General features: G+C 67.2%; 24 protein-coding genes and 1 riboswitch. Of the genes, 13 read left to right on the forward strand and 11 right to left on the reverse strand.

Annotated features, from left to right (window positions below; all coding sequences use genetic code 11):
* Window positions 1-98 precede the first annotated feature (98 nt).
* Complete coding sequence (locus tag ABIB49_RS07430; RefSeq protein ID WP_282359635.1) at window positions 99-1,436, forward strand: glutamyl-tRNA reductase; 1,338 nt, start codon at window positions 99-101, stop codon at window positions 1,434-1,436.
* 404 nt (window positions 1,437-1,840) lie between these two features.
* On the opposite strand, the gene ABIB49_RS07435 is transcribed toward ABIB49_RS07430, so the two are convergent.
* Together ABIB49_RS07435 and moeB are read right to left on the reverse strand one after the other, a co-directional pair.
* A complete protein-coding gene (locus ABIB49_RS07435) occupies window positions 1,841-2,872 on the reverse strand; it encodes an SDR family NAD(P)-dependent oxidoreductase (protein ID WP_226776130.1) in 1,032 nt (343 codons plus the stop codon).
* Window positions 2,873-2,915: 43 nt separating this feature from the next.
* A complete protein-coding gene (gene moeB, locus ABIB49_RS07440) occupies window positions 2,916-4,136 on the reverse strand; it encodes a molybdopterin-synthase adenylyltransferase MoeB (RefSeq protein ID WP_282359636.1) in 1,221 nt (406 codons plus the stop codon).
* An 84-nt stretch (window positions 4,137-4,220) separates the two neighbouring features.
* Between moeB and ABIB49_RS07445 the strand changes: the two genes are divergently transcribed.
* The 3 genes from ABIB49_RS07445 to ABIB49_RS07455 all read left to right on the forward strand — a co-directional run bounded on the left by ABIB49_RS07445 (window position 4,221) and on the right by ABIB49_RS07455 (window position 5,535).
* A complete protein-coding gene (locus tag ABIB49_RS07445) occupies window positions 4,221-4,886 on the forward strand; it encodes a TetR/AcrR family transcriptional regulator (protein WP_226776128.1) in 666 nt (221 codons plus the stop codon).
* Window positions 4,887-4,939: 53 nt separating this feature from the next.
* Complete coding sequence (locus tag ABIB49_RS07450) at window positions 4,940-5,164, forward strand: DUF3107 domain-containing protein (RefSeq protein ID WP_226776127.1); 225 nt, start codon at window positions 4,940-4,942, stop codon at window positions 5,162-5,164.
* 68 nt (window positions 5,165-5,232) lie between these two features.
* Window positions 5,233-5,535, forward strand: a complete 303-nt coding sequence (locus ABIB49_RS07455; protein WP_226776126.1) for a hypothetical protein — start codon at window positions 5,233-5,235, stop codon at window positions 5,533-5,535.
* Between the two features lie 56 nt (window positions 5,536-5,591).
* Here ABIB49_RS07455 and ABIB49_RS07460 read toward each other — a convergent pair whose 3' ends face one another.
* From ABIB49_RS07460 to thiO, 3 genes are all read right to left on the reverse strand, one after another.
* Window positions 5,592-6,419: a thiazole synthase gene (locus tag ABIB49_RS07460; protein ID WP_226776125.1), complete on the reverse strand. Its 828-nt coding sequence runs from the start codon at window positions 6,417-6,419 to the stop codon at window positions 5,592-5,594.
* A complete protein-coding gene (gene thiS, locus ABIB49_RS07465; RefSeq protein WP_226776124.1) occupies window positions 6,416-6,652 on the reverse strand; it encodes a sulfur carrier protein ThiS in 237 nt (78 codons plus the stop codon). The genes ABIB49_RS07460 and thiS overlap by 4 nt, the downstream gene beginning before the upstream one ends.
* Window positions 6,649-8,040 carry a glycine oxidase ThiO gene (gene thiO / locus ABIB49_RS07470; RefSeq protein WP_226776123.1) on the reverse strand — a complete coding sequence of 464 codons (1,392 nt, stop codon included), beginning with the start codon at window positions 8,038-8,040 and terminating at the stop codon, window positions 6,649-6,651. Before thiO ends, thiS begins: the two co-directional genes overlap by 4 nt.
* Window positions 8,034-8,165, reverse strand: a riboswitch (TPP riboswitch). Its footprint overlaps the gene before it by 7 nt.
* Window positions 8,166-8,191: 26 nt before the next feature.
* On the opposite strand from thiO, the gene thiE reads away from it, so the two are divergent.
* Window positions 8,192-8,911, forward strand: coding sequence for a thiamine phosphate synthase (thiE, locus tag ABIB49_RS07475; RefSeq protein WP_226776122.1), 720 nt, complete (start codon window positions 8,192-8,194; stop codon window positions 8,909-8,911).
* A gap of 11 nt (window positions 8,912-8,922) precedes the next feature.
* Here the strand turns inward: thiE and ABIB49_RS07480 are convergent, their stop codons facing one another.
* On the reverse strand, window positions 8,923-9,594 hold the full coding sequence (locus ABIB49_RS07480; protein WP_226776121.1) for a ferritin-like fold-containing protein: 672 nt from the start codon (window positions 9,592-9,594) through the stop codon (window positions 8,923-8,925).
* Window positions 9,595-9,635: 41 nt separating this feature from the next.
* Here ABIB49_RS07480 and ABIB49_RS07485 point away from each other — a divergent pair, with 41 nt between their 5' ends.
* The 3 genes from ABIB49_RS07485 to ABIB49_RS07495 all read left to right on the forward strand — a co-directional run bounded on the left by ABIB49_RS07485 (window position 9,636) and on the right by ABIB49_RS07495 (window position 14,042).
* Entirely contained in the window at window positions 9,636-11,129 is a 1,494-nt protein-coding gene (locus ABIB49_RS07485) for an RNB domain-containing ribonuclease (protein WP_354156860.1), read from the forward strand.
* 298 nt (window positions 11,130-11,427) lie between these two features.
* Window positions 11,428-13,161 carry a DEAD/DEAH box helicase gene (locus tag ABIB49_RS07490; RefSeq protein ID WP_282359641.1) on the forward strand — a complete coding sequence of 578 codons (1,734 nt, stop codon included), beginning with the start codon at window positions 11,428-11,430 and terminating at the stop codon, window positions 13,159-13,161.
* Window positions 13,162-13,169: 8 nt separating this feature from the next.
* Window positions 13,170-14,042 (forward strand): DNA-methyltransferase, encoded by an 873-nt coding sequence (locus ABIB49_RS07495; protein ID WP_226776118.1) that lies wholly within the window; start codon window positions 13,170-13,172, stop codon window positions 14,040-14,042.
* 18 nt (window positions 14,043-14,060) lie between these two features.
* Here the strand turns inward: ABIB49_RS07495 and ABIB49_RS07500 are convergent, their stop codons facing one another.
* Window positions 14,061-14,906 carry a PHP domain-containing protein gene (locus ABIB49_RS07500; protein WP_354156861.1) on the reverse strand — a complete coding sequence of 282 codons (846 nt, stop codon included), beginning with the start codon at window positions 14,904-14,906 and terminating at the stop codon, window positions 14,061-14,063.
* Between the two features lie 92 nt (window positions 14,907-14,998).
* On the opposite strand from ABIB49_RS07500, the gene ABIB49_RS07505 reads away from it, so the two are divergent.
* Complete coding sequence (locus ABIB49_RS07505; protein ID WP_226776116.1) at window positions 14,999-16,579, forward strand: aminopeptidase P family protein; 1,581 nt, start codon at window positions 14,999-15,001, stop codon at window positions 16,577-16,579.
* A gap of 84 nt (window positions 16,580-16,663) precedes the next feature.
* Here the strand turns inward: ABIB49_RS07505 and ABIB49_RS07510 are convergent, their stop codons facing one another.
* The gene (locus tag ABIB49_RS07510) at window positions 16,664-17,542 is read right to left on the reverse strand and encodes a YflT domain-containing protein (protein ID WP_354156862.1); all 879 of its coding nucleotides are present in this window, start codon (window positions 17,540-17,542) and stop codon (window positions 16,664-16,666) included.
* 77 nt (window positions 17,543-17,619) lie between these two features.
* Between ABIB49_RS07510 and ABIB49_RS07515 the strand changes: the two genes are divergently transcribed.
* From ABIB49_RS07515 to ABIB49_RS07525, 3 genes are read left to right on the forward strand one after another with little or no spacing between them, the layout of a single operon-like run.
* Window positions 17,620-18,903 (forward strand): magnesium transporter MgtE N-terminal domain-containing protein, encoded by a 1,284-nt coding sequence (locus ABIB49_RS07515; protein ID WP_226776114.1) that lies wholly within the window; start codon window positions 17,620-17,622, stop codon window positions 18,901-18,903.
* Window positions 18,884-19,666: a DUF1003 domain-containing protein gene (locus tag ABIB49_RS07520; RefSeq protein ID WP_226776113.1), complete on the forward strand. Its 783-nt coding sequence runs from the start codon at window positions 18,884-18,886 to the stop codon at window positions 19,664-19,666. The genes ABIB49_RS07515 and ABIB49_RS07520 overlap by 20 nt, the downstream gene beginning before the upstream one ends.
* 11 nt (window positions 19,667-19,677) lie before the next feature.
* Window positions 19,678-20,847, forward strand: a complete 1,170-nt coding sequence (locus ABIB49_RS07525; RefSeq protein WP_226776112.1) for an Mrp/NBP35 family ATP-binding protein — start codon at window positions 19,678-19,680, stop codon at window positions 20,845-20,847.
* Here the strand turns inward: ABIB49_RS07525 and ABIB49_RS07530 are convergent.
* The 3 genes from ABIB49_RS07530 to sigE form a co-directional block, all read right to left on the reverse strand.
* Window positions 20,840-21,232, reverse strand: a complete 393-nt coding sequence (locus ABIB49_RS07530) for a twin-arginine translocase TatA/TatE family subunit (RefSeq protein ID WP_226776111.1) — start codon at window positions 21,230-21,232, stop codon at window positions 20,840-20,842. The two genes, ABIB49_RS07525 and ABIB49_RS07530, sit on opposite strands and share 8 nt — an antisense overlap.
* Before the next feature lie 80 nt (window positions 21,233-21,312).
* Entirely contained in the window at window positions 21,313-22,428 is a 1,116-nt protein-coding gene (locus ABIB49_RS07535; protein WP_226776110.1) for a hypothetical protein, read from the reverse strand.
* A gap of 8 nt (window positions 22,429-22,436) precedes the next feature.
* Entirely contained in the window at window positions 22,437-23,072 is a 636-nt protein-coding gene (gene sigE, locus ABIB49_RS07540) for an RNA polymerase sigma factor SigE (protein WP_226776109.1), read from the reverse strand.
* A gap of 305 nt (window positions 23,073-23,377) precedes the next feature.
* On the opposite strand from sigE, the gene ABIB49_RS07545 reads away from it, so the two are divergent.
* Window positions 23,378-24,010: an O-methyltransferase gene (locus tag ABIB49_RS07545; protein ID WP_282468016.1), complete on the forward strand. Its 633-nt coding sequence runs from the start codon at window positions 23,378-23,380 to the stop codon at window positions 24,008-24,010.
* The last annotated feature ends 171 nt before the right edge of the window (window positions 24,011-24,181 follow it).

The following is a 24,181-nucleotide window of genomic DNA, read 5'->3' on the forward strand; positions in this document are numbered from 1 at the left end:
CGGCGCCCGCACGGTGGCACGAATCACAGGCCCGCGTGGGCGGTCACACCCCGCACAGTTGTTCTACGCGGGTACGAAAAAGCTATGATTGAAGAGCTGTGGTTCTTTTTTCTCTGGTGGCGACCCACGCCGACATCGACCTCGAGACCGTTGCTCAGCTGAGCACCGGTGCTTCCGAGCTTGCCACATCCGCCTTCGCCGGGTCGCCGGCCGTGGCGGGTGCGATAGTCCTCGCCACCTGCAACCGCCTCGAAATCTACGGCGAAGCGCCCCGCCCTGACGACGTCGAGGAAGCCCGCTCAGCCCTCATCACCCAGCTCAGCGGCTCCACCGGCCTCAACGAACAGCTCGTCGGGCGTTCCTTTAATACCCGCACGGGCGAGGATGTCACCCGGCATCTCTTCGCCGTCAGCTCCGGGCTGGATTCAGCAGTCGTGGGCGAACGCGAAATCGCCGGACAGGTCCGGCGCGCCCTCATTACCGCCCAGCACGAAGGCACGGCCAGTTCCGGCCTCGTCCGGCTCTTCCAGGCAGCGTCGAAGACCGCCAAGGACGTCGGAGCGCAGACCGCCCTGGGCGCCCGTGGCTTGTCAGTGGTCTCCGTGGCCCTGGACCTCGCCACGGAGCTTTCCGAGGTCCCTGACTGGTCCACCAAAACAGTTGTCGTCTTCGGCACCGGCGCCTACGCCGGCGCAACCATGTCCCTGCTGCGTGAGCGCGGCTGCACCAACATCTCCGTCTACTCCTCCTCCGGCCGTGCCGCCGGTTTTGTCGCCACCCGCGGCGGGACCGCACTGGATGGCGAGAGCCTTCCGGCCGCCGTCGCAGCCGCCGACGTCCTGATTGGCTGCAGCGGCGCCGATACCCGCGTTGAGGCTGCTGAGCTGGGCCGGGTCCGGGCTGCCTCGACCCAGCCCCTGATTGCCATTGATCTGGCCCTCACCCACGATTTTGATCCCGCTGTCGGAGCGCTCGACGGCGTCGAGCTGCTCACGCTGGAATCGGTCCGGCTGGCCGCCCCGCAGGAACAGGCCGAATCGCTGGCACAAGCCAGCAGTATTGTGGCCGGTGCGGCCAACGCGTTTGAGCAGGAGCGCGAGGCCCGCTCGGTGGATTCGGCCATCGTCGCTCTGCGCCGGCACACCATGAACGTGCTGGATACGGAAATGGAAAAGGTCCGGGCCCGCCACGGTTGCACGGCCGCGGCAGAGGAAGTTGAATTTGCGCTGCGCCGGATGGTCAAGCAGCTGCTCCATGTGCCGACGGTGCGGGCCCGCGAGCTGGCCGCCAACGGTCAGCAGGAGGATTATGTCGCTGCCCTTGAGTCGCTGTACGGCATCACAGTCGAACAGCCCGCGCCCAAGGGCGCCGAATGCCCGGTTGAGCATCGGGCCTCGGGCGGGGCTGCGGAAACTGACGCACGGGAAACAGCCTAGGGCGCTGGTCCTGCCGGACCCTCAGCTCTCAATGACCTGAGCGCAGACCGCGGCTGCGGTATTTTGAGGCGAACTCTGCCTGCCGTACACGGTCCGTGTCAGCATCCACCCCTCTCCCGACGGCGGACGCGGCGCCAGTTGCAAGCTCTGGCCGATGCATGCCTGGACGGCTTGGCTGAGGTGGCCCAGTTGGAGGCCCGACACGAATTGCCTGTCTCAGGCCCGGCTGCTCTGTCCTGGCCAGGGCCCTCAGCGACACTCCGCCGGACAGCCTCCTGGGGCAATGTCCCTGATCGGCTGGTTGCTGGTATTCAGCCAGCTCCGCCGGGTAGTTCCGCCAGCCCGGCGTCAGGAAACCGGCGTCAGTAAACCGGCCTCAGGAATCCGGCCTCAGGAAACCGGCCTCAGCCGAAAGCGTTGATTCCCGTCAGCTCAGCGGACAGCGTCCAAAGCCTGGCAGCATCAGCGAGGTCGACCGCATGCGCGTCCACGCCCCTGATCCGTGCCTCGGGCGAGCCCGTCGCCGTGGACTCCGCGATGTCGCAGTCCTCGCAGTAAGCACCTCCCATACCCGCAAGCGCCGGCGACGTTGCCGCCCACACGGACGTCGCCGCTCCCTGGGCCGGGGTCTTGAACCGCGAGTCAACTTTGCCGGACTCGTCCAGCCAGCCGGAGGCAATCATCTCTTCCCTGGGCAGGTGGCGCTGGAGTTCCGTCATGATCCCGCCCGGGTGCACCGCGAAGGCACGGACCCCTGAGTCCCGGCCCAAGCTGTCCAGCTGCACGGCGAACAACGAGTTCGCCGTTTTGGCCTGCCCATAGGCCCGCCACTTGTCATAGCCCGACTCGAAGTTGACGTCATCGAAACGGATCGGCGAGAGCTTGTGCCCGGTGGAGGACAGCGACACCACCCGGGCCCCGGGCGCGGCAGCCAGCGCGGGCCAGAGCAGGTTGGTGAGGGCAAAATGGCCCAGGTGGTTCGTGGCGAACTGCGACTCCCAGCCGGGCCCCACCCGGCGTTCGGGGCTGGCCATAATGGCGGCATTGTTGATCAGGATGTCCAGGCTGCGGATTCCCCCGTCGGCACCGGCGGCCTGGCCAGCGGCCAGGAACATCGCTGCGAAGTCTTTGACGCTCGACTGCTCGGCCAGGTCAAGGGCGGCGACGCTCACCTGCCCCGCATCGGTCCCGGACGGGATGGCGGCCTCGGCGAGGACTTCCCGTGCGTGCTCCGGACGCCGTGCCGGAACTGTCACCGCGGCGCCCGCCGAGGCCAGCGCCCGGACGGTTTCCAGGCCCAAGCCGGAGTATCCGCCGGTGACGATGGCGGTCTTACCGTGCAGGTCGATCCCGGCAATTACCTCCGCTGCCGTGGAGTCCCTGCCGAAACCGGAACCGATCTTATGCTGTGGTGTTGCGTTAAAGTTCGCGCCCATTTCACTGGCCTTTCCGCTATTGGGTCACTTGAGTTTCAGGCAGTCAGTAGACAGGTTTGCCCGGTTCAACATCCCGGACCCACGCCAGGATTCCGCCGTCGAGGTGGCTGACGCGCTCATAGCCTGCGGCACGGGCGGCGGCAAGTACGGCTGCCGACCGGGTACCGGACTTGCAGTGGAAGACGATGTCCCTGTCCGGCGGCAGCTCCTGCCACGCCTCGCCGGCTAGGATCCGGCCCAGCGGGATCAGCACCGCTCCGTCGATCCTGACGATCTCGTATTCGCCGCTCTCGCGCACGTCGACCAGCTGGAAATCCTTGAGCCCGGCCTTGCGGGAAGCGAGCATCGTTGCCAGTTGCGCGGCCGTCACGGTGTGTTCGGTGCCGGCGTCCGCAGCCGGCGGAATACCGCAAAAAGCTTCATAGTCGGTCAGCGCGGTAATCCGCTCCGCCTCCGGATCGCGGGAGACTTTGATTTCGCGCCAGCTGCCGCCCAGGGCGTCGAAGAGCGCCACCCGGCCCAGCAGGGAGCGCCCGACGCCCGTAATCAGCTTGACGGCCTCCGTCACCATAAGCGCGCCGACGGCGGCGCACAGCATCCCAAATACGCCGCCCTCTCCGCAGGACGGCACTGATCCTGCAGGCGGCGCTTCAGGGTACAGGTCCCGGTAGGTGGGGCCATGCTGTTCCCAGAAGACGCTGACCTGCCCGTCGAAGCGGAAAATCGAACCCCAGACGTAGGGCTTGCCGAGGATCGCTGCAGCATCGTTGACGAGGTAGCGGGTTTCGAAGTTGTCGGCGCCGTCGAGGATCAGGTCGTAGCCGGCGAAAAGTTCCAGCGCGTTGGACGCATCAAGCCGGAGCTGGTGCAGCCGTACCTCCACCAATGGGTTCAGGGCGGCAATGGCGTCGCGGGCGGACTCGGTCTTGGGCCGTCCTACATCCGCTGCGCCGTGGATCACCTGACGCTGGAGGTTGCTCAGATCGACCGTGTCGTCGTCGACGATACCCAGCGTGCCCACGCCCGCCGCGGCCAGGTAGAGCAACGCGGGGGAACCGAGCCCGCCGGCGCCGATCACAAGGACCCTGGCATTCTTCAGGCGGCGCTGACCGGTCACCCCGATTTCCGGAATGATCAGGTGCCGGGAGTAACGCTCCACCTCCTCGGGGCTCAGGCCTTCGGCCGCTTCCACCAGCGGCCCCGGCACTCCGGACGCTGTTGCCGGTGTGGCGGGGGCTGCATTGGAGGTCAACTGGGAGGCCATACTTCAATCTATGCCCGAAGATGCCGCCAGGTCATATTACTGGCACGTAAAGTAGTCGTAACAGCAAGCGAAAGTAGGCCTACAGTGGTTCACCAGGCACCCGTTGAGCAGGGGCAGGCCGGAAAGTCCCCCAACGTCCCGGCCCGCAGCGGATCGCGATCGGCGCGGCTTCCCCGTGACGAACGCCGGGCGCAGCTGCTCGCGGCGGCCCAGGAAGTCTTTGTCGCCAACGGGTACCACGGCGCCGCGATGGACGAGATTGCGGAGACTGCCCATGTCAGTAAGCCCGTGTTGTACCAGCACTTCCCGTCCAAACGTGAGTTGTATCTGGCCCTCCTGGACAGCCAGCTGAGCATCCTGATCGGGCTGCTGCTGGGTGCCCTGAATTCCACGACGGATAACGACGAGCGCGTCCAGGCTGTGATGCGGGCCTACTTCCGCTTCATCGCCAGCGATGACCAGGCCCACCGTCTTGTCTTCGAATCCGACCTGGTCAATGACGTCGACGTCAGCGCCCGGCTGGAGGCTTTTAACAAGACTTTTGCCGACGCCGTTGGGCAGGTCATCGCCGAGGACACCAAGCTGCCGGAGCTGGAGGCCCAACTGCTGGGCCGGGGACTGGCCGGGCTGGCGCAGGTGAGCGCCCGCTACTGGCTGGAAACTGACGGTAACCTCGACCTCGATGTGGCAAGCGATCTGATCTACCGTTTAGCTTGGCGCGGAATCTCCCGCTTCCCCAAGGAAACCTAGGCTACAAATAGACATAACACCCTAAGAACTTTGATTGGCTGGGAGGCCTTGCTGTGGAAGTAAAGATCGGCATTCAGAACATCGGCCGCGAAATTGTCCTGGAATCGGCGCAGGAAGCCGACGCCGTAGCCAAGGTGGTCGGCGAAGCAATCGCGAAGGGCACGGAGCTGCGCCTGACTGACGAAAAAGGCCGCCTGATCATCATTCCCGCGAACGTCCTGGGCTATGTCGAGATCGGCGCCGAGGAAGTGCGCCGCGTAGGTTTCGGCGCGGTCTAGGCACCAGCTGTGACGCCGGGCAGCGCCGTGCTGCCCGGCCCCAGACCCAACCCGCAAGGAGTCCGAACATGCTGTCCCTGATTGTGGTGGTCCTGGTGACCGTCGCTGCTGGTTTTGTCGTGTGGGCCAATGACAAGCGGCACGCCAAGTACGGCATCTCGGTGCCCGCCGGGGCATCTCTCACGGTGGGGATGCTGAGCTGGATTCTTTTTAGCGCCGCGGGGCTGGGCTATCAGTCGGGACTGAGCTGGATTCCGTGGATACTGCCCATCCTGCTGGGCGCAGCCGCCGCCACGGCGTCCGTGCTGTACCTGGGTCGGAACCGCACCAGCCGCGATACTGCCAGGCTGACCGCAATCCTGCGCTACTAGCGAGGTCCCGGCACGCCGGCCGGGCCGGGTTCCGCCCCGGGACCCGCCCAACGCACCTAGAGGAACTCGGCACGGCCTTCCATGGCCGATGATGCCAGTGCGTGCTCCCGCCGCGGGATCCTGCCGCTGCGTTTGGCCAGCCGTCCGGCGATCACCGCGTGTCTAAACGCCTCGCCCATCAGAACCGGATTTTGTGCCCGGGTCACCGCCGTGGCCAGCAGCACGGCGTCGCAGCCAAGCTCCATGGCCAGGGTTGCATCGGAGGCGGTCCCTATCCCGGCGTCAAGGACCACGGGCACGGAGGCACGGGCGACGATCAGTTCGATGTTATGCGGGTTCAAGATGCCCAGGCCGGTGCCAATCGGCGCGCCGAGGGGCATCACGGCAGCGGCGCCGAGGTTTTCCAGCCGCAGCGCCAGCACGGGGTCGTCGTTGGTATAGGCAAAGACCTTGAACCCGCGGCCCACAAGCTGCTCGGTGGCCTCGACGAGCTCCACCGCATCCGGCAGCAGGGTGTGCTCGTCCGCAATGACTTCCAGCTTTACCCAGTCCGTTTCGAGGGCTTCCCGTGCCAGCTCGGCAGTGAGGACGGCATCCCTGGCGGTGAAGCAGCCCGCGGTGTTCGGCAGCACCCGGATGTTGTGGTCCAAAAGCAGCTGGAACAACGACCCCGATTCTGCCGGCGAATAGCGCCGCATCGCCACGGTGGTCAGTTCGGTGCCGGACGCCAGCAGCGCGGCACCCAGACCGTCAAGGCTAGGCGCCCCGCCGGTTCCCATAATCAGCCGGGACCCCAGCTGTACACCGTCGACCGTGAACGGGTCCGCGGCGGCCGGTGAAATTCCCGGCGCCCCGGCGAGTGTGGTGTCCTCCCTGCCGCTCATCCTCCCTGCACCGCCGTGACCAGTTCGAGGTCGTCACCGTCGACGAGCGCTGTGGTGTACCACTGGCTGCGCGGGACCACGTCCGCGTTGCGGGCGACGGCGACCCCGAGTTTCCCGCCGTCGACTGAGTGGCCGTTGGGCGCCAGCGGCCGGCCGGTAACCTGGCTGACCAGCTGGCTGACCGAGGCGCCGTCCGGGAGAAAGTGCCCGGTTCCGTTCAGGGTGATGTTCATACCGCTTCCTTGTTTTCTTCAGGGTGGGTGTTCGGATGGGTGATGATCTTCGGGGACGGCCTCCGGGCGCCGGCTGCGGCCGGTCTGCTGGTTTGACTGCCGGTGGCGAACCTGTCCGGGCGGAAGTGCTTCCAACGGGAATCCACGGTTCCGTCCAGCAACTCACAGCAGATCCTCGCGGCGGCGGGTGTGAGCAGGATGCCGTGCCGGAAAAAGCCGGTCGCTATCATCAAACCGGCAATTTCCCCCGGACGCCCCCGCGCCGCCACCCGGCCCAGCAGCGGCGCGTTGTCCGGGGTCCCCGGCCGGGCCCGGGCAGTGGCCTCCAGCAATTCCAGTTCGGCGACGGCGGGGACCAGCTGCTGGGCATCACGCAGCAGCTGGTAAACACCGCCGGCGGACACCGCCCGGCCCGGGACACCAGCTTGGGTGGCAGCATCCGGGTTGTCGCCGCCGAGCGCGTCTTCGCGCTGGGTGGCGCCGATCACCACCGTGCCGTCCTGCCGGGGCACGATGTAGACCGGCACCCCGCGCACCAGCCCGCGCACCGTGGCGGTGAGCAGCGGCCGTAGTTTCGCCGGGACGCGGAGCCGGAGGATGTCCCCGTGGACCGGCCGCAGGGGAAACTCAAGCCCCGCGGGCAGCCCCTCAAGTGTGGCGGCGCCAAGGCCGTTGGCCACAATGGTGTCCTTGGCCCGGATGGAACCGCCGCCGATGAGGCTGGCGCCAGCCACCCGACCCTGCTCCCAGAACAGCCCGCCGGCACGCCTGGCGATGGTGGTGGAGCGACTGTCGGTGCGCAGCAGTTCCCTGATCCGGGCCAGCAGCAGGCGCGGGTCCACCTGGTGGTCGGCGGGAATATCGAAGGCGCAGGAGATGCCCGGACTCAGCAGCGGCTCTCGCCTTCGTGCCGCACGGACGGTCAGCGGCTCGACGCTGAGGCCGGCAGCCTGCTGGGCGGTGCGCAGGTCCGCGAGCGCCCGGCGGTCGGCGGCGTCGACACCCACGGCGAGGGTCGGCGTGGTGAGGTAGCCCGTCCGGGAGCCCCCCGTTCCGCCCCCGGCGCCGTCCAGTCCGGCCGCGAATGCCGGCCAGAGGCGGGAGGATTCCAGCATAAGCTCCAGGAGGGCCTCTTCCTGGTAGTGCAGTTCGCTCACCGGGGCAAGCATGCCGGCGGCAGCCCAACTGGCTCCTGTTCCGGGGGCGTCGTCGATCAACGCGACAGATCGGCCCGAGCGCCGCACCGCCCAGGCGATCCCGTGGCCAACAACGCCGCCGCCAATCACGGCCACGTCGTAACATTCGGGGTTTTTGAGGTCATCCGCGGCGGCCGCAGCCGAGGTTGCGTCGCTTTCACGGGCCGTGCCGGGGACGAAGGTGCCGTCCATAGAGGATTCCTTCCCTACGCCGGTACTAACCGGATCAGGTCAAGCGGTCGGCTGCTACGCCCTCTCAGCCTGCCGTTGCCGGTCGCCAGTGGCGTGGACGGCGGCGGGCTCCCGCGGTATTGGCCCAGTGTAGAGGAACTAGGCTGGAAACATGAGCCAGGATGCCGCCCACACCACCGCCCGCCTTTATCTCTGCACCGACGCGCGCCGGGACCGCGGCGACTTTGCAGACTTCGTGGACTCGGCCTTTGCTGGCGGCGTCGACATCATCCAGCTGCGCGACAAATCCCTGGAAGCCGCCGAGGAGCTGGAACTGCTGGCGGTCCTGCAGCAGGCGGCCCGCCGTCATGGCCGGCTTTGGGCAGTCAACGACCGGGCAGACCTCGCCTCCCTGGCCGGGGCGCCGGTGTTCCATATCGGGCAAAAGGACATCCCGTTCGGGGCGGCGCGGGACTTCCTCGGCCAGGAGACCGCGATCGGGCTGTCCACCCACACTCCGGCCCAGGTGGACGCCGCGATAGCCGCAACTTCCGGCCGGAACGGTCTGACCTACTTCTGTGTTGGCCCGGTATGGGCCACCCCCACAAAGCCGGGCCGCGCCGCCGTCGGACTTGACCTCGTCCGCTACGCGGCGGACGCGATCGGCGGGTCAGAGGCCCAGCAGCGGAGAACTGCCCGGAGCGAGGCTGCGGGGAACCTCTGGGGCGCGCGGCCGTGGTTCGCGATCGGCGGCATCGACCTGGGCAATGTGGAGCAAGTGGTGGCCGCGGGCGCCGGCAGGATCGTCGTGGTCCGCGCGATCACCGAGGCCACCGATCCCGAGGGCGCAGCCCGGGCCCTGCTTGCCGCCCTCGACGCCGCGGAACGCTAAGGCCCGCCTGCTCAGCCGGCAAGGCCGAGCTGCGTCATCCGGCGTGCGTGGTTCGCTGCCAGTTCCCGCAGCAGGGCTCGGACAAGCTCCCTCGGCCCGTCCTCATCCGCGCCGATCAGCCGGTCGGCGAAGGCGTGCTCGAAGCTCATCCGCTGCGCCTGGTTGAGGACCTCCCCCAGCAGTCGCCGGGCCCACAGTGCCAGCCGCGACGCCAGCTTCGGGTCATCTGCGAGGGCGGCCCGGAGCCGTTCCCGCAGCACCGCTGCCGCTTCGTCGCCGGCCTGGACCTGCTCCACCAGGGCACGGGTGCCTGCGTCGAGATAACGGGACATGGCGCGGTAGGCGTCGGCGGAAACGGTGTCGATCACGTACGCCTTGATGAGGGACTCGTGCCAGTCCGCCGGGCGGGTGCGTTTATGGAAGTGGTCCACCGACGGCTGGAACGGCAGCATGGCTTCCTCGGTGTCCAGGCCCATGGCTTCGAGCCTGGAGCTGACGAGTTCGTAGTGCTGGAACTCGATCACGGCGATACGTCCCAGCGCTGCCCGGTCGTGCAGGGTGGGCGCGTACCGTGCGTCGGAGGAGAGCCGCTCGAAAGCGGAGAGTTCGGTGTAGGCCATCACGCCGAACAAATCCCTCAGAAAGCTGTTGTAGCGGGCGGGATCAGCCGGGAATCTGCTCATGGTCCAAGACTAATAGTGCAAATGAAGCTACTCTGATTTCCGTGTCCCAGCATCGCTTGACCCCGAATGTCCACCAGCAGGAGAGCCTCCTTGCCGAGGCACTCAACACGTTGCGCACAACCCTGGAGCTGCCCGGACCGTTCCCCGAGGACGCGCTGCGGGAAGCGAAGGAAGCCGTCGCCGGACACGAACTGCCGGAGCTGGATTTCACCCACATCGAGTTTGTGACCATCGATCCTGCGTCTTCCACCGATCTGGACCAGGCCCTCTTCATCGACCGTTCCGGCGCGGGATACAAGGTCTTCTACGCGATCGCCGATGTCCCCTCCTTTGTTGTCCCCGGCGGAGCGCTCGACGCCGAGACCCGCCGTCGCGGCCAAACGTACTACACCCCGGACGGCCGGATCCCGCTGCACCCAGAAGTCATCAGCGAAGAAGCCGGAAGCCTGCTGGCCGGGCAACGGTGTGCCGCCTTTGTGTGGGAATTCGAGCTGGACACCACCGCGGAGGTGTCGGAAGTGCTGGTCCGCCGTGCCACAGTCCGCAGCCGGGCCAAACTCAGCTACCGGGGTGTCCAGGCCGACCTCGACGCCGGCACGGCCGCGCCGCTGCTGGAGCTGCTCAAGGAAGTCGGGATGAAGCGGGTAGAGCTCGAACGGCTCCGCGGCGGCGCCAGCCTGAACATGCCCGAACAGGAAATCGAACAGCTGCCCGACGGCGGCTACCGGATTGTAGCTGCCCCGCCGCTGCCCGTGGAAGACTGGAACGCCCAGATTTCGCTGATGACGGGAATGGCCGCAGCAGGGATCATGCTCGAAGGCAAAGTCGGTATCCTGCGCACCATGCCGGCGCCGGATGAAGCGTCGCTGGCTCATTTCCACCGCCAGACCCGTGCCCTTGGCAGGCCCTGGAACGCCGACATGAGCTACGGCGAATACCTGCGCACCCTGGATCCCACGGATCCGCGGCAGCTGGCGATCGTGCACTCGGCCGGCATGCTGTTCCGCGGCGCGGGCTACACGCCCTTCGATGGCACGGTGCCCGGGGCCGCGGTCCAGGCAGCCATCGGCGCCGCCTACGCCCACTCCACGGCCCCGCTCCGACGTCTGGTGGACCGCTTTGTCCTGGTGATCTGCGAGGCGCTCAGCAACGGCACGGCTGTCCCGGCCTGGGCCCGGGAAGCCCTGCCGTCGCTCCCGTCGATCATGGCAGCCTCGGACCAGCTGGCCGCCAGGCTGGAGCGCCTCTCCCTCGATACCGTGGAGGCGGCGCTGCTGGTCAACCACGTTGGCCAGGAGTTCGACGCCGTCGTGATCTCCGGCGCTAAACCCGCCAGGAGCGGAAAGAACAGCACCGGCAAAAACGGCACCAATGCCGCCGGCACCACCGGCGGGCCCGCCGGAATCGTGCAAATCGCCGAACCCGCCGTCACTGCCCGCTGCCCGGGCGAACTGGAACCCGGCACCCAGGTCCGGGTGCGGGTGGTCGCGGCCGACATCACCACCCGTGAGGTCCGGCTGGAGCTGGCCGTCTGAGCGATCGGCGGCCTTGCCGCGCCGTCAGTGGCCGCCGTCGAGTTTCCGGGCCGTGTGCGGCTAGACTGGAAGGGTAGATATGGATGCCCGGTCGTTGATTTCCTTCATTTTCGAATTCAACAAGCCCGCCCCTACGCGATCTTGAGATACACCCGCTGGTCCCCAGTGCCAGCATCTAGATAGCCCGCGATCGGCTTCCACTGGAATTGCTTGCGCTTCTGAGCGTGCTCCGGAACGGCCACCCGGCCGGCCCGTTGAGCATGCAGCGCAGCCCAAAATGAATAAGGAATCTCCCCTAGTGAGTGAATTGCACACGCACCAGCTTCTGACCGACGAATCCGGCACGGAAACGATCGAACCGGAAGAAACCATCATCTCGGACGAAAAGCCGCACGAGATCGCCGAGAAGACCTTTGCCGACTACAATGTCCGCGCCGATATCGTGGAATCCCTCGCCGACGCCGGAATCACCCACCCGTTCCCGATCCAGGCCATGACCCTGCCGGTAGCCCTTGGCGGCCACGACATTATCGGCCAGGCCAAGACCGGAACGGGCAAAACCCTCGGCTTTGGCATCCCGGCCCTGCAGCGCGTCGTCGGACCCGACGACGCCGGCTACGACTTGCTCCCGGCCCCTGGCGCCCCGCAGGCCCTCGTGATTGTACCCACCCGTGAGCTGGCCGTCCAGGTCGCCGGCGACCTGCAGAATGCCGCCCGCAAGCGCAACGCCCGGATCACCACCATCTACGGCGGCCGTGCCTACGAGCCGCAGGTCGAGGCGCTGCAGAAGGGCGTCGAAATTGTTGTCGGTACGCCCGGACGCCTCATCGACCTCTACAAGCAAAAGCATCTCGTCCTGAAGAACGTCAAGATGGTGATCCTGGACGAAGCCGACGAAATGCTGGACCTCGGCTTCCTGCCCGACGTCGAGACCCTCATCGCCGGCACCCCGCCGGTCCGCCAGACAATGCTGTTCTCCGCCACCATGCCCGGCCCGGTCGTCGCCATGGCACGGCGGTACATGACCAAGCCCACCCACATCCGTGCCGCGGACCCAGACGACGAGGGACTGACCAAGCGCGACATCCGGCAGCTGATCTACCGTGCCCACAGCATGGACAAGATCGAGGTCGTGGCCCGGATCCTGCAGGCCCGCGGCCGCGGCCGCACCATCATTTTCACCAAGACCAAGCGCACCGCCGCCAAAGTCGCCGAGGAACTGGTGGACCGCGGCTTCGCTGCGGCCGCCATCCACGGCGACCTCGGCCAGGGCGCACGCGAGCAGGCCCTGCGTGCCTTCCGCAACAATAAGGTCGATGTCCTCGTCGCCACCGACGTCGCAGCCCGCGGCATCGACGTCGATGATGTCACGCACGTCATCAACTACCAGTGCGTTGAAGACGAAAAGATCTACCTGCACCGGGTGGGCCGCACCGGCCGCGCCGGCAACAAGGGCACGGCCGTGACCTTCGTCGACTGGGACGACATGCCCCGCTGGGGCCTGATCAACAAGGCCCTGGGCCTGAGTGTCCCGGAGCCGGTGGAAACCTACTCCTCATCCCCGCACCTTTTCGAGGAGCTCGACATTCCCGCAGGCACCAAGGGCCGGCTGCCCCGGGACAAACGTGTACTCGCCGGTGTCAATGCCGAGGTCCTGGAGGACCTGGGCGAGACCGGAAAGAAGAACACCCCCCGCGGCGGTCAGGCCGGCGGCGGACGCGACAGCGCCCGCAGCGGCGGCGGCAGCCGCGGCACCGGCGGACGGGACAGCGCCCATGATTCGCGCCGCAGCGGCGGCACCGGCGGCGCCAAGGACAGCGGACGCTCGGGCGAGCGCCGTCGTCGTCCGGCCGAAGCTGACGCCGGCACGGGTCCCGCAGCTGAGACCCCGGCCAAAGCCGCAGCCAGCGCACCGACCGAGGTCGACCGTGCGACGCGCGCACGCCGCCGCACCCGCACCCGCCGCCATAATGGCGAAGTGGTGGCGGGCGAGTCCCAGGCCGGTGCACCGGCAAGCAGCACCGAGGCCTAAACCCTTATATGGCTGACACCGTCTGGGCGCCGGACGGCAGCAATCTGGTGGTACACGCGGACAACGCCGACTACCTCCCGACGCTGCCGGACGGCGCTTTTACCCTCATTTACGTGGATCCTCCTTTTAACACCGGCCGGGTCCAGAAGCGCCAGGAAACCAGGATGGTGCTTAATGCCGGCGGTGAGGGCGACCGGGTCGGGTTCAAGGGACGCTCTTACGACACCATCAAGGGTGCGCTGCACAAGTACGACGACGCGTTCAGCGACTACTGGAGTTTCCTGGAACCCCGGCTCGTGGAGGCGTGGCGGCTGCTGGCCGATGACGGCACCCTGTACCTGCACCTGGACTACCGCGAAGTGCACTACGCCAAGGTGATGCTCGACGCCATCTTCGGGCGTGAGTGCTTCCTGAACGAGATCATTTGGGCCTACGACTACGGCGCCCGGGCCAAATACCGCTGGCCCACCAAGCACGACAACATCCTGGTCTACGTCAAGAACCCCACGAAGTACCACTTCGACAGCGCCGAGGTGGACCGGGAGCCGTACATGGCCCCCGGGCTCGTCACGGCTGCCAAACGCGAACTGGGCAAGCTGCCCACCGACGTCTGGTGGCATACGATCGTCTCCCCCACGGGGAAGGAGAAAACCGGCTACCCGACGCAGAAACCCGAAGGCCTGATCCGCCGGGTGGTTGCCGCCTCCAGCCGGCCCGGCGACTGGTGCCTGGACTTCTTTGCCGGCTCCGGGACCCTGGGTGCCGTCGCCGCGAAACTCGACCGGAAGTTCGTCTGCGTGGACCAAAACCAGCCGGCCATCGACGTCATGTCCAAAAGGCTGGCCCCGCATGCCAGCTTCAGCGTCTTCCCGGGCACCTAAGCTCGCATCCGCGGGGGGTCAGCGCACCACGGACGTCCCGGTCCCCTGTTCCTCGATCCGGGCAAGGACCTCCGGCGCCGTGAGGTTCTCGCCTAGCCGGTTCGGTTTCCCGGACCCGTGATAGTCGGAGGAGCCGGTGACCAGCAGCCCGTGCCGGTCCGCAAGTTTGCGCAGGAATGCCCGGCCCTCCTCGGGGTTGTCCCGGTGGTCGATTTCCAGTCCGGCGAGCCCGGCGTCGATCATTTCCCGGTAGACGCGCTCGCCCACGATCCGCCCGCGGGCGGACGCCACGGGGTGGGCGAACACCGGCACCCCGCCGGCGTCCCGGACGAGTTCGACGGCGGCTGCCGGGTCCGGGGCGTAGTGCTGCACAAAGTAGCGTGACCGGGACGTGAGAATCGATTCGAAGGCTTCGGTGCGGTCCGCGACCACGCCGGCGGCGACGAGGGCGTCGGCGATGTGCGGCCGGCCCAGGGTAGCGCCGGGCGCCACGTGGTGGATGACATCGTCCCAGCTCAGCGGGTAGTCCTCCGCCAGCAGGCTGACCATCCGCTCGGCCCGGGTGAAGCGGGCATCCTTCGCCTTGGTAATTTCCTCCAGCAGCCCGGCGTGCGCCGGGTCGTGCAGGTAGCAGAGCAGGTGGACGCTGATCCCCTCCGGCGTCCGGCAGGAGATCTCCATGCCGGGAACCAACGCCACCCCGTACGCCAACGCGGCGGGTCCGGCCTCCGCCCAGCCGCCGGTGGAATCATGGTCGGTCAGGGCGACGACGTCCAGCCCCGCCTCCGCCGCCGAAGCCATCACCGCTGCCGGCGCCTGGGTACCGTCGGATACGTTCGAGTGGGCATGCAGGTCAATCCTCACCGCACCAGCCTAGTAGATCGTGGCCGCGGCGTCCGGGCCAACCGCCGTCGGGCTGTTGGCCTAAGCCGCTGTGCTGGTGAGACTATGGATGCGTGAACGATGCAGATAACACCCAAGTCTCCGCTTCCCAGCCCCTCGACGAGCGCGTCAACAACCGCTCACAGCGGCCCAGTTCCGATGCTTTCAAAGCGTTTATGGCCAGCAACTGGGCACCGTCCCAGGAGCAGCTCCCGGAACGCGATGCCGTCGCCAACCATGCAGCCGCCCGCCGGCGCGCCATTTCCGAGCAGTTCAAAGGCGAACGCCTGGTCATCCCCGCCGGACCGCTGAAGGTCCGCTCCAACGACTGCGACTACCGGTTCCGCCCGCACTCGGCCTTCGCGCACCTCACGGGCCTGGGGCTGGACCACGAACCCGATGCCGTGTTGATCCTCGAACCCGTAGAGGCAGGCAAGGGCGACGACGGCGGCCACCACCTCGCGACACTGTATTTCCGTCCGCTCGCCGGCCGCGACACCGAGCAGTTCTACGCAGATTCCCGGTCCGGCGAATTCTGGATCGGTACCCGTCCCACCCTGGCCGAGTTCAAGGCCCGCCTTGGCCTGGCGACCGCTGAGATCAGCGAACTCGAAGTGGGCATCACCAAAAACGTGGGAGCCCCCGAAATCGGCGGGATCTCCATCCGGCTGGTCCGGAAGGCGGACGAAAACGTCGACGCCCTGGTGGACACTGCCCGCTACAACACGGCCAAGGACCCGGACAACCTGGATCTGGGCGCCCTTGACGCCCTCGATGAGAAACTCACCGAGGCGCTCTCCGAATTGCGCCTGCTTAAGGACGAATGGGAAATCGGCCAGATGCAGACCGCCGTCGCGGCCACCGTGCAGGGATTCACCGAGGTGGTCAAGTCGTTGCCGCGTGCCCTGACCCACCAGCGCGGCGAGCGGGTCGTTGAAGGCGCATTCTTTGCCCGGGCGAGGGAAGAAGGCAACGAGCTCGGCTACGACACCATTGCGGCCTCCGGCAACAACGCCACAGTGCTGCACTGGACCCGGAATACCGGCAAGGTCACGGCAGGCGAACTCTTACTGCTCGACGCCGGGGTCGAAGCGGATTCGCTCTACACCGCTGACATCACCCGCACCCTGCCGGCCAACGGCACGTTCTCCGAGGTCCAGCGCAAGGTCTACGAGGCCGTTCTGGACGCCGCCGACGCCGGCTTCGCTGCCGCGCAGCCCGGCACCAAGTTCCGCGACATCCACACTGCCGCCACCACCGTGCTGGCCGAACGGCTGGCCGATTGGGGCCTGCTGCCGGTTTCGGTCGAGGAAGCCATCAGTCCGGAAGGCCAGCAGCACCGCCGCTGGATGCCGCATGGCACCAGCCACCACCTGGGCCTCGACGTGCACGACTGTGCCCAGGCCAAGCGGGAGCTGTACCTCGACGGCGTCCTCACCGCCGGCATGGTCTTCACGATCGAACCCGGGCTGTACTTCAAGGACGAGGATCTCGCCATTCCCGAGGAGTACCGGGGAATCGGTATCCGGATTGAGGACGACATCCTGATGACCGCCGACGGTCCGGTCAACCTCAGCGCGGCATTGCCCCGCAAGGCCGACGACGTTGAGTCCTGGATGGCGGGCATCTACCAGGAAGCGGACGCGACGGCGTAGCTCGCCGCCGGCGGTCAGTAACCGCCGGTGACACGCAGAAGGCCTCCCCCGGATCATCTCGGGGGAGGCCTTTTGCATTGCGGGTCAGTGTTGCGGGCCGCCGCCACCGGGCTCCTGCTTGGCCGCGTCGTCGACGCGGACGCCGTACTGCGGGCGGCCGTCCGGCAGGTCCGGATACGCGAACCCGGCAGCCTTGACAGGTTCCTCTTCCCCTGCCGGTTTGCCGGAGGCGGTGCCAGCTCCCTGCTGGGACGGACCGGACTGCTGGCCGGCGGCCGGTTGGTTGCCGGGCTGTTCGCGCGGGTCGCCGCCGGCTTCGGGGGTCCGCTGGCCGTAGGGGTCGCTCCAGCCAGCGGGCCGCTGCGGCCCGGGCCCCTGCTGCCGGCCCGGTTGCTGGTGCGGCTGGTGCTCGGGCTGGGAGTAGCCGGCCGCGCCGGCGGGCCGGGCGGCGTCTTGCTGCGTCATCGGAAGCTGGTGCAGCAGCCGGCGCGCATCGTTCGCCGCCTCGAATGAAACCACAACGTCGTAGTTGGTGGCCACGACCTGGCTGGTGGAGGTGAAGTCCCGTTTGCCCCGCTGCATGGCGTAGGTGACGATGCCGAAGAGCATAAAGAATGCCGCACCCATCAGCACCGACGTCATAATCGAGAACGCACCGTCGGTCGTGGAAAAGAACGAGAGCATAATGCCGACGAACAGGCCGAACCACATGCCGCTCAGCGCACCGGAGAGCGCCACCCGGGGGTACGTCAACCTGCCGGTGACCCGTTCCACCATCTTCAAATCGTTGCCCACGATCGAGACCATCTGCACCGGAAACTGCTGGTCAGCGAGGTAGTCCACCGCCTTCTGGGCATCCAGGTAGGAGTTGTAGGAACCAACGGTGTCCCCCTTGGGGACACTGCGGGCCTCGTCCGGGCCGGTGCGAGCGCCGGCCCTGGGAGCACCAAAAATGTTTGACATAGGTCCATTCTTACCTATCCGGCTGGGCACCGGCTGTAAATTCAGCTAAAAGAGAGCGGACTCGGTAGCCTGTACAGGTGAGCACAAATCTTTCGCGGGTGTTTGTTGCCCGCCTCCTCGGACTCGACGTCTTTGACCCGCTGGGCGACCGCCTGGGCAGGCTGCGTGACGTTGTGGTGCTCTCCCGAGGTTCCCGGGGCGCGCCGCACGTTGTGGGCATCGTCGTTGAGGTGCCGGGCAAGAAGCGCGTCTTTGTGCCGATGACTCGGATCACCTCGATCGACCAGACCCAGGTCATCTGCACCGGACTGGTAAACCTGCGCCGTTTCGAACAGCGCGGAGCCGAAACCCTCGTCGTAGCCGAAATGTTCGACCGCCGTGTGACCCTCGCCGACGGCAGCGGAGATGCCACAATCGAGGACATCGCGATGGACAAGCACCGCTCCGGCGACTGGTTTGTCAGCAAGCTTTTTGTCCGCCGCGGGCATTCCCTCTCCCCGCTGAGCCGGCTCCGCCGCAACGAGACCATGATTATCGATTGGGCCGACGCGCAGCAGGGCGCCCACACCGAACCCCAGGCAGCAACCCAGTTCGTCGCGACCCACGAGGACCTCAAGCCTGCCGACTTTGCCGAGGCGCTCCAGGAAATGAGCGACAAGCGCCGCTTCGAGGTCGCCAGCGAACTTCAGGACGAACGGTTGGCCGACGTCCTCCAGGAGATGCGCGAAGGCGACCAGGTCGAGATCCTCTCCGCCCTTGACGTGAACCGCGCGGCAGACGTGCTGGAGGAAATGGACCCGGACGACGCCGCCGACCTCCTCGCGGAGCTTCCCAGCGCCCAGGCCGAAGAACTGCTGCAACTGATGGAACCCGAAGGCGCAGAAGACGTCCGGCGGCTGCTTGAATACGACGAGGACACCGCCGGCGGCCTGATGACCCCGGTCCCAGTCATCCTGCCTCCCGAAGCCACCGTCGCGGAAGCCCTCGCCCATGTGCGCCGCGAAGAGCTCTCACCCGCCCTGGCGTCGTCGATCTTTATTGCCCGGCCCCCGTTGGAGACGCCTACGGGCCGTTTCCTGGGCGTCGTCCATATCCAGCAGCTGCTCCGCTTTCCGCCGCCCGAACCGCTGGGCAACCTCGTGGACAAGACCCTGGAACCGGTCTCGGACCTCGCGCACATCAGCGAGGTGGCCCGGACGCTGGCCACCTACAACCTCAACTCGCTCCCCGTTGTTAACAGCGACGGTCGGCTTGTAGGGGCGGTGACTGTTGACGATGTGCTGGATCATCTGCTGCCCGATGACTGGCGCGCCCACGAGGACGATGTCCCGATAAGGAAGCTTGGAGGCCGCATTGGCTGATATCAGCGCAGCACGGAACCCCCAGGCACGGCCGGGCAGCAAAGCCGACAGGGGCGGCCTCGATACGCCCCTGAGCGGCCGCCAGCGGATCCTGCCGAAGTTCTCCCCCAACCCGGACGCCTTTGGCCAGACCACTGAAGGGTTCGCCCGCTTTATGGGCACCCCGCAGTTCCTGGTCTACATGACGGTGTTCGTCGTCATCTGGCTGGGGTGGAACACATTCGCGCCCTCCGAATGGCAGTTCGACTCCCGGGCCCTCGGGTATACCCTGCTGACCCTTATGCTTTCACTGCAGGCCTCCTACGCCGCGCCGCTGCTGCTGCTGGCCCAGAACAGGCAGGACGACCGTGACCGCGTCTCCCTGCAGCAGGACCGCCAGCGGGCAGAGCGGAACCTCTCCGACACCGAATACCTGACCCGGGAACTCGCTTCGCTGCGCATCGCCCTGCGCGAAGTCGCCACCCGCGATTACGTCCGGGCCGAGCTGCGGAGCCTGCTGGAGGACATGCTGGAAGCACAGGAGGAACTGCGCACCCACGATCCGTCCGCAGGTGTTCACGAGTCGCCGCGGGACAAGGTCAAGGAAAAACTGAAGGAACGCCGCGACAAACAGCGCAGTCCCCGGACCCAGCAGATCCCCCGGGTCCGGTCTGAGAGCAAGCCCAGGGCAAATAAGAAGTCCGGCGCCTTGGCCGAACAGCAGAACAACGCCGGCGCGGACCATGCCGGCGCGCCTGCGCCCCCCGTACTCCCCGAGAACTGAGCACCTACCGCATGAGCTTCAGCCAGGACAGCACCACCCCCGGCACCGTCCCGGACTCCCCGCTGGCCGGGGCAGTGCAGGCCGCACTCGCCACCGTCATCGATCCGGAGCTCCGCCGTCCGATCACTGAATTGGGCATGGTGGAAGCGGCGGAGATTTCCGCGGCCGGGCAGGTACGGGTCTCTGTACTCCTGACCATTGCCGGCTGCCCGCTGCGCGGAACCATCACCGCCGATTGCGAGTCGGCAGTGTCCGCCGTGCCGGGCGTCACAGGCGTCGAGGTCGAGCTGAAAGTCATGACCCAGGAACAGCGCGACGCCCTCAAGGACCAGCTCCGCGGTGCCGGCGGCCAACGCGGCATCCCGTTCAACGACCCCGGATCATTGACCAAGGTATACGCCGTCGCGAGCGGAAAGGGCGGCGTCGGCAAGTCCTCAGTGACGGTAAACCTCGCCTGCGCCCTCGCGGCACGGGGCCTGCGGGTGGGGATCGTCGATGCGGACGTCTACGGTTTCTCCGTCCCGGCGTTGATGGGCATCACCCAGTCCCCCACCCGGGTCGATGACATGATCCTGCCGCCGGTCGCCTACGGGGTCAAAGTCATCTCGATCGGTATGTTCGTCGCCGCCAACCAGCCCGTCGCCTGGCGCGGGCCCATGCTGCACCGTGCGCTGGAGCAGTTCCTCACCGACGTCTACTTCGGCGATCTCGACGCCTTGTTCCTGGACCTTCCGCCCGGCACCGGTGACATCGCGATCTCCGTGGCCCAGCTGCTGCCCCAAGCCCAGATCCTGGTGGTGACCACTCCCCAGGCCGCTGCTGCGGATGTAGCCGAGCGGGCGGGTGCCCTCGCGACCCAGACCGGCCAAGTCGTCGCCGGTGTTGTGGAGAACATGTCCTACCTTGAAATGCCCGACGGCGGCCGGATGGAGCTGTTCGGCAGTGGCGGCGGCGCCATGCTGGCCGAGCGGCTCTCAGCGACTGTGGGAACTGATGTTCCACTGCTGGGACAGATTCCGCTGGACATTCTCTTGCGGGAGGGGGGCGACACCGGTGTCCCGCTGGTGCTGGGCAGGCCCGAAACTCCCGCCGCCGCGGCGCTGCTGGACATTGCCGGCAGAATCGGTGCCATCCCGCGCGGGCTCAACGGAAAGTCGCTGGGCCTGCAGCCAGTTAAGTAGCCTCCGAGTCGAAGGGCGCCTGCTCGCCGTCCGGGAGCCGCTCGACAATTCGGTCCGGCCGGGGAACCGACGCAGCTGCCGCAACGGTGGCTACTGCCGCCGCCGGGGCGCCGCCGCTGACCGGCTTGGTGTCATCGTCAAGCAGCGCCTCTTTGATGATCCGGCGCGGATCGTACTGCCGGGGATCGTATTTCTTCCAGTCAACGTCGTCGATGTCGATGCCGACTTCGTCCTTGATCTGCTCTCTGGCCCCCGACGCCATCCGCCGGACTTCCTTAACGATGTTGGCAAGTTTCTGAGTGTATTCGGGCAGCCTGCTGGGGCCAATCACCAGAAGGCCGATGATCAGCAGAAGGAGGAACTCCGGTCCATTGATTCCAAGCATTGTACGAAGATTACCCTCTCACGCGGGGCCGCGACGATTCGGCCGGAATACCCGGCGCGTGACCCCACCAAATCCGCACGTCACGGTGCCAGCAACTCCAGAATCCTGCCCATGCCCCGTTCCATCCGGCTGATGAAATCGTGCCCGGGCCCGGACTCCGGACCGCCGACGTCCGCCGTCGCAGGGCCGTGGATCGTTCCCTGCGGTTCCTGGCCCTGGCCGGCGGCCGTTCCGACGGCCAAGTTACGGGCCCGGACCAGGGCGGCCACGGCCTCGCCTGTCCGCTCCGCGGGCTGGTCCGAGACGTAGGTGAAGGTAGTTTGGTCCGCCTTGTAGATGGCAGCGAAGGGCGCGGCATGATTTACCCAGAGGCTGCCTTGGCTCGCGCCAACCCCTGGCTCCACGCCCGCTGCGGCGTTCCCCGCAGGCAACACCGCTGAGGTGAAGCCGTCCAGTGCTGCCGGGTGGCCCGTGAGCGGGTTCAGTGGCGGGGCGGTTTCAGGAAAGCCGGACTGCCCTGCCGGGCCGCGCTGCCGGTCCGGAGCGCCGTGCTGTTCGAGGATGGTGGTGAAATGTCGGCCGTCCGTGAGGCGCAGCTCCACAGCGTCGCCGCCGGTCAGGACCCGGCCCCTGGCCCAGATCAGGTGGTAGCCGAGTTCACGGAGCACGGGGCAGGACCACCCCTCGGAGCGCAGCATGGTCAGCTGGACCGTGCTCAGCGAGCCGGCCGGAGTGAAATCGGGTTCGCCGGTGAGGCTCCAGCCCGCTGGTGCGCCGGCCGCTCCGTCCACGGCATCAGCCCCGAAACCAGCAGGATCCTGCTGGAAAAACGCCGTGGCGGGCACGACGCCGGGCCGCTGGGCAGGGTCGGCGCCCATCAGATAGGCCGATCCGCCGAGCAAGGCCGCGGCGGCCGCAGCACTGCCGGCCGCGATCACCGAGGCACGCAGCGCGGGGCGGCGGCCAAAGACCGTTGACGGCGGGCGGCGGTCCGGCTGCTCAGCGCTGGCGAGTTCCGCGGTGCGCGCCAGCAGTCGTGCAGTGAGGTCGCTGCTGGCCGCCGGCACGTCCGCTCCGCGCAGCCGCTCCAGGTACTGCCGTTCCCGGCGCTTCTGCAGCTGGCAGTCCGGGCATGGGTCCCGGTGCCGGCCCCGGCGATTGTGGGGGACGCGGAGCAGTCGCTGGAGCAGACGCATCGCCTGGTTCAGAGGAGGCCGGCAATGCGCGGCAGCTTCAGACGCGGTTTCAGCGACGGCTTGGCGGACTGCGGCGGCCTCGGGTCCCGGTGGGCCAGCTTCTCCCGGAGCATGGTGCGCCCGCGGTGAATCCGGGAGCGGACGGTACCGAGCTTGATGCCCAAAGCGACGGCGACCTCGTCATAGGAGAGCCCCTCAAGGTCGCAGAGGACGACGGCGGCGCGGAAGTCCGGGGGGAGTTCCTCCAGGGCAGTCTGCACATCGACGTCCAGGTTGTTGAATTCAAAGCTCTGTTCCGGGCCGGGCTCGCGGCCGGGCAGGCGGGATTCTGCGTCGTCAGCCAGCGCGTCGAAGCGGATCCGGCTTTTGCGCCGCGCCTGGTCCAAGAACAGGTTCGTGGTGATCCGGTGCAGCCAACCGTCAAGGGTGCCCGGTTTGAAGTTCTCCAGCGAACGGAAGACCCGGACAAATACTTCCTGGGTAAGGTCCTCAGCGTCGTACTTGTTGCCGGTGAGACGATACGCGAGCCGGTACACCTTGGCGGAGTGGTTAGTCACCACTTCCTCCCAGGTGGGCCGGACCCATACGGCCTCCGCCGCGGCCTGGGACTCTTCAGCTACAGGGACAGCTGCCACTATCGACATTGTCCGCTCCCCTCGTGGATGGTGCTTACGCCGTGGACGGTGCTTGCGGCTGCAAGCTCCGGCATCCTTGATTCGGCGCCGATCACCACGCGGATGAGCGGATATCCATCTTTTCAAAATTTTCTGGGAATTTCCTGACGCCGGCCACCCTTCCGCCCTCGGCAGAACCGGCGGCCCGCACCGGCCGGCTGTGCCCACGGCGGCGAGTGCACTGTGACCGCGCCAGCGGTGGCGCCTGCCTGCCGGGTCCCCCCTGACCCAGTACGCTGGAGGGAACAATCCCCTGCCGCCCAGAAAGCGAATCCATGAGCGCCGATAAGTCTACGAGCTGGTCCTATGCAGAAGATCTGCCTGCCGAGGATGAGGTCCTGTTGCACGCGCGCGAACGGTCCTTCGAATTGGGGGTCACCCCGGTCGGCCCCGGCGTGGGTGCCGTCCTGACCGTCCTGGCTGCCGCTTCCAAGGCCCAGACCGCCGTCGAAATCGGCACCGGCGCAGGGGTCTCCGGAGTCTGCATCCTGCGCGGGCTGGGTCCGCACGCCGTCCTGACCACCATCGACGTCGACGTCGAACACCTCAAGGCCGCGCGGGAGGCGTTCCAGGAGGCCGGCAGCCCGGCAAACCGGACACGGACCATCTCCGGCCGCGCCCGCGACGTACTCCCCCGGCTGACAGACGGCGCCTACGACCTGGTCTTTATTGACGCCGACAAACCGAACTACCCCGGCTATGTGGAACAGGCAGTCCGGCTGCTCAAGTCCGGCGGATTGCTGATCGTCAACGATGCGCTGGACAAGGACCGTGTCGCCAACCCTGCCGCGCGTGAGGCCACCACCGTGATCCTCCGCCAGGTGGGCAAGTCCATCCGTGAGGACGACCGCCTCGCCTCAGCCATGCTCCCGACCGGCGACGGTCTGCTGGTCGCAGTCAAGAGGTAGCAGGGCAGCTCCACGGTTACGCGGCCGGCAGGTTCCGCACCACAACAGCGGGCGGGGGGGGGGCCCCCCCCCCCCCCCCCCCCCCCCCCCCCGGGGTACAAAAAAGCCAGCCAATGGGGTAAGCCCACGGGCCAAGAGATGAAAAATGGACGCGAACCCGGGGGGGTGGTG

Origin of the sequence: Arthrobacter sp. UYCu512 (assembly GCF_040547075.1) — a bacterium.
In the GTDB taxonomy this organism is placed as follows: Bacteria; Actinomycetota; Actinomycetes; order Actinomycetales; family Micrococcaceae; genus Arthrobacter.

What these genes read in the sequence shown, in the direction of transcription:
- thiO (WP_226776123.1), bottom strand. Translation starts at nt 8,040, where the DNA reads ATGGACGGCACCTTCGTCCCCGGCACGGCCCGTGAAAGCGACGCAACC.
- ABIB49_RS07545 (WP_282468016.1), top strand. Translation starts at nt 23,378, where the DNA reads ATGAGCGCCGATAAGTCTACGAGCTGGTCCTATGCAGAAGATCTGCCT.
- ABIB49_RS07510 (WP_354156862.1), bottom strand. Translation starts at nt 17,542, where the DNA reads ATGTCAAACATTTTTGGTGCTCCCAGGGCCGGCGCTCGCACCGGCCCG.
- ABIB49_RS07435 (WP_226776130.1), bottom strand. Translation starts at nt 2,872, where the DNA reads ATGGGCGCGAACTTTAACGCAACACCACAGCATAAGATCGGTTCCGGT.
- thiS (WP_226776124.1), bottom strand. Translation starts at nt 6,652, where the DNA reads ATGAACATCACCCTGAACGGAACCGGGCACTTTCTCCCGGACGGCGCC.
- ABIB49_RS07530 (WP_226776111.1), bottom strand. Translation starts at nt 21,232, where the DNA reads ATGCTTGGAATCAATGGACCGGAGTTCCTCCTTCTGCTGATCATCGGC.
- ABIB49_RS07460 (WP_226776125.1), bottom strand. Translation starts at nt 6,419, where the DNA reads ATGAGCGGCAGGGAGGACACCACACTCGCCGGGGCGCCGGGAATTTCA.
- moeB (WP_282359636.1), bottom strand. Translation starts at nt 4,136, where the DNA reads ATGGCCTCCCAGTTGACCTCCAATGCAGCCCCCGCCACACCGGCAACA.
- ABIB49_RS07535 (WP_226776110.1), bottom strand. Translation starts at nt 22,428, where the DNA reads ATGCGTCTGCTCCAGCGACTGCTCCGCGTCCCCCACAATCGCCGGGGC.
- thiE (WP_226776122.1), top strand. Translation starts at nt 8,192, where the DNA reads ATGAGCCAGGATGCCGCCCACACCACCGCCCGCCTTTATCTCTGCACC.
- ABIB49_RS07455 (WP_226776126.1), top strand. Translation starts at nt 5,233, where the DNA reads ATGCTGTCCCTGATTGTGGTGGTCCTGGTGACCGTCGCTGCTGGTTTT.
- ABIB49_RS07525 (WP_226776112.1), top strand. Translation starts at nt 19,678, where the DNA reads ATGAGCTTCAGCCAGGACAGCACCACCCCCGGCACCGTCCCGGACTCC.
- ABIB49_RS07495 (WP_226776118.1), top strand. Translation starts at nt 13,170, where the DNA reads ATGGCTGACACCGTCTGGGCGCCGGACGGCAGCAATCTGGTGGTACAC.
- ABIB49_RS07480 (WP_226776121.1), bottom strand. Translation starts at nt 9,594, where the DNA reads ATGAGCAGATTCCCGGCTGATCCCGCCCGCTACAACAGCTTTCTGAGG.
- sigE (WP_226776109.1), bottom strand. Translation starts at nt 23,072, where the DNA reads ATGTCGATAGTGGCAGCTGTCCCTGTAGCTGAAGAGTCCCAGGCCGCG.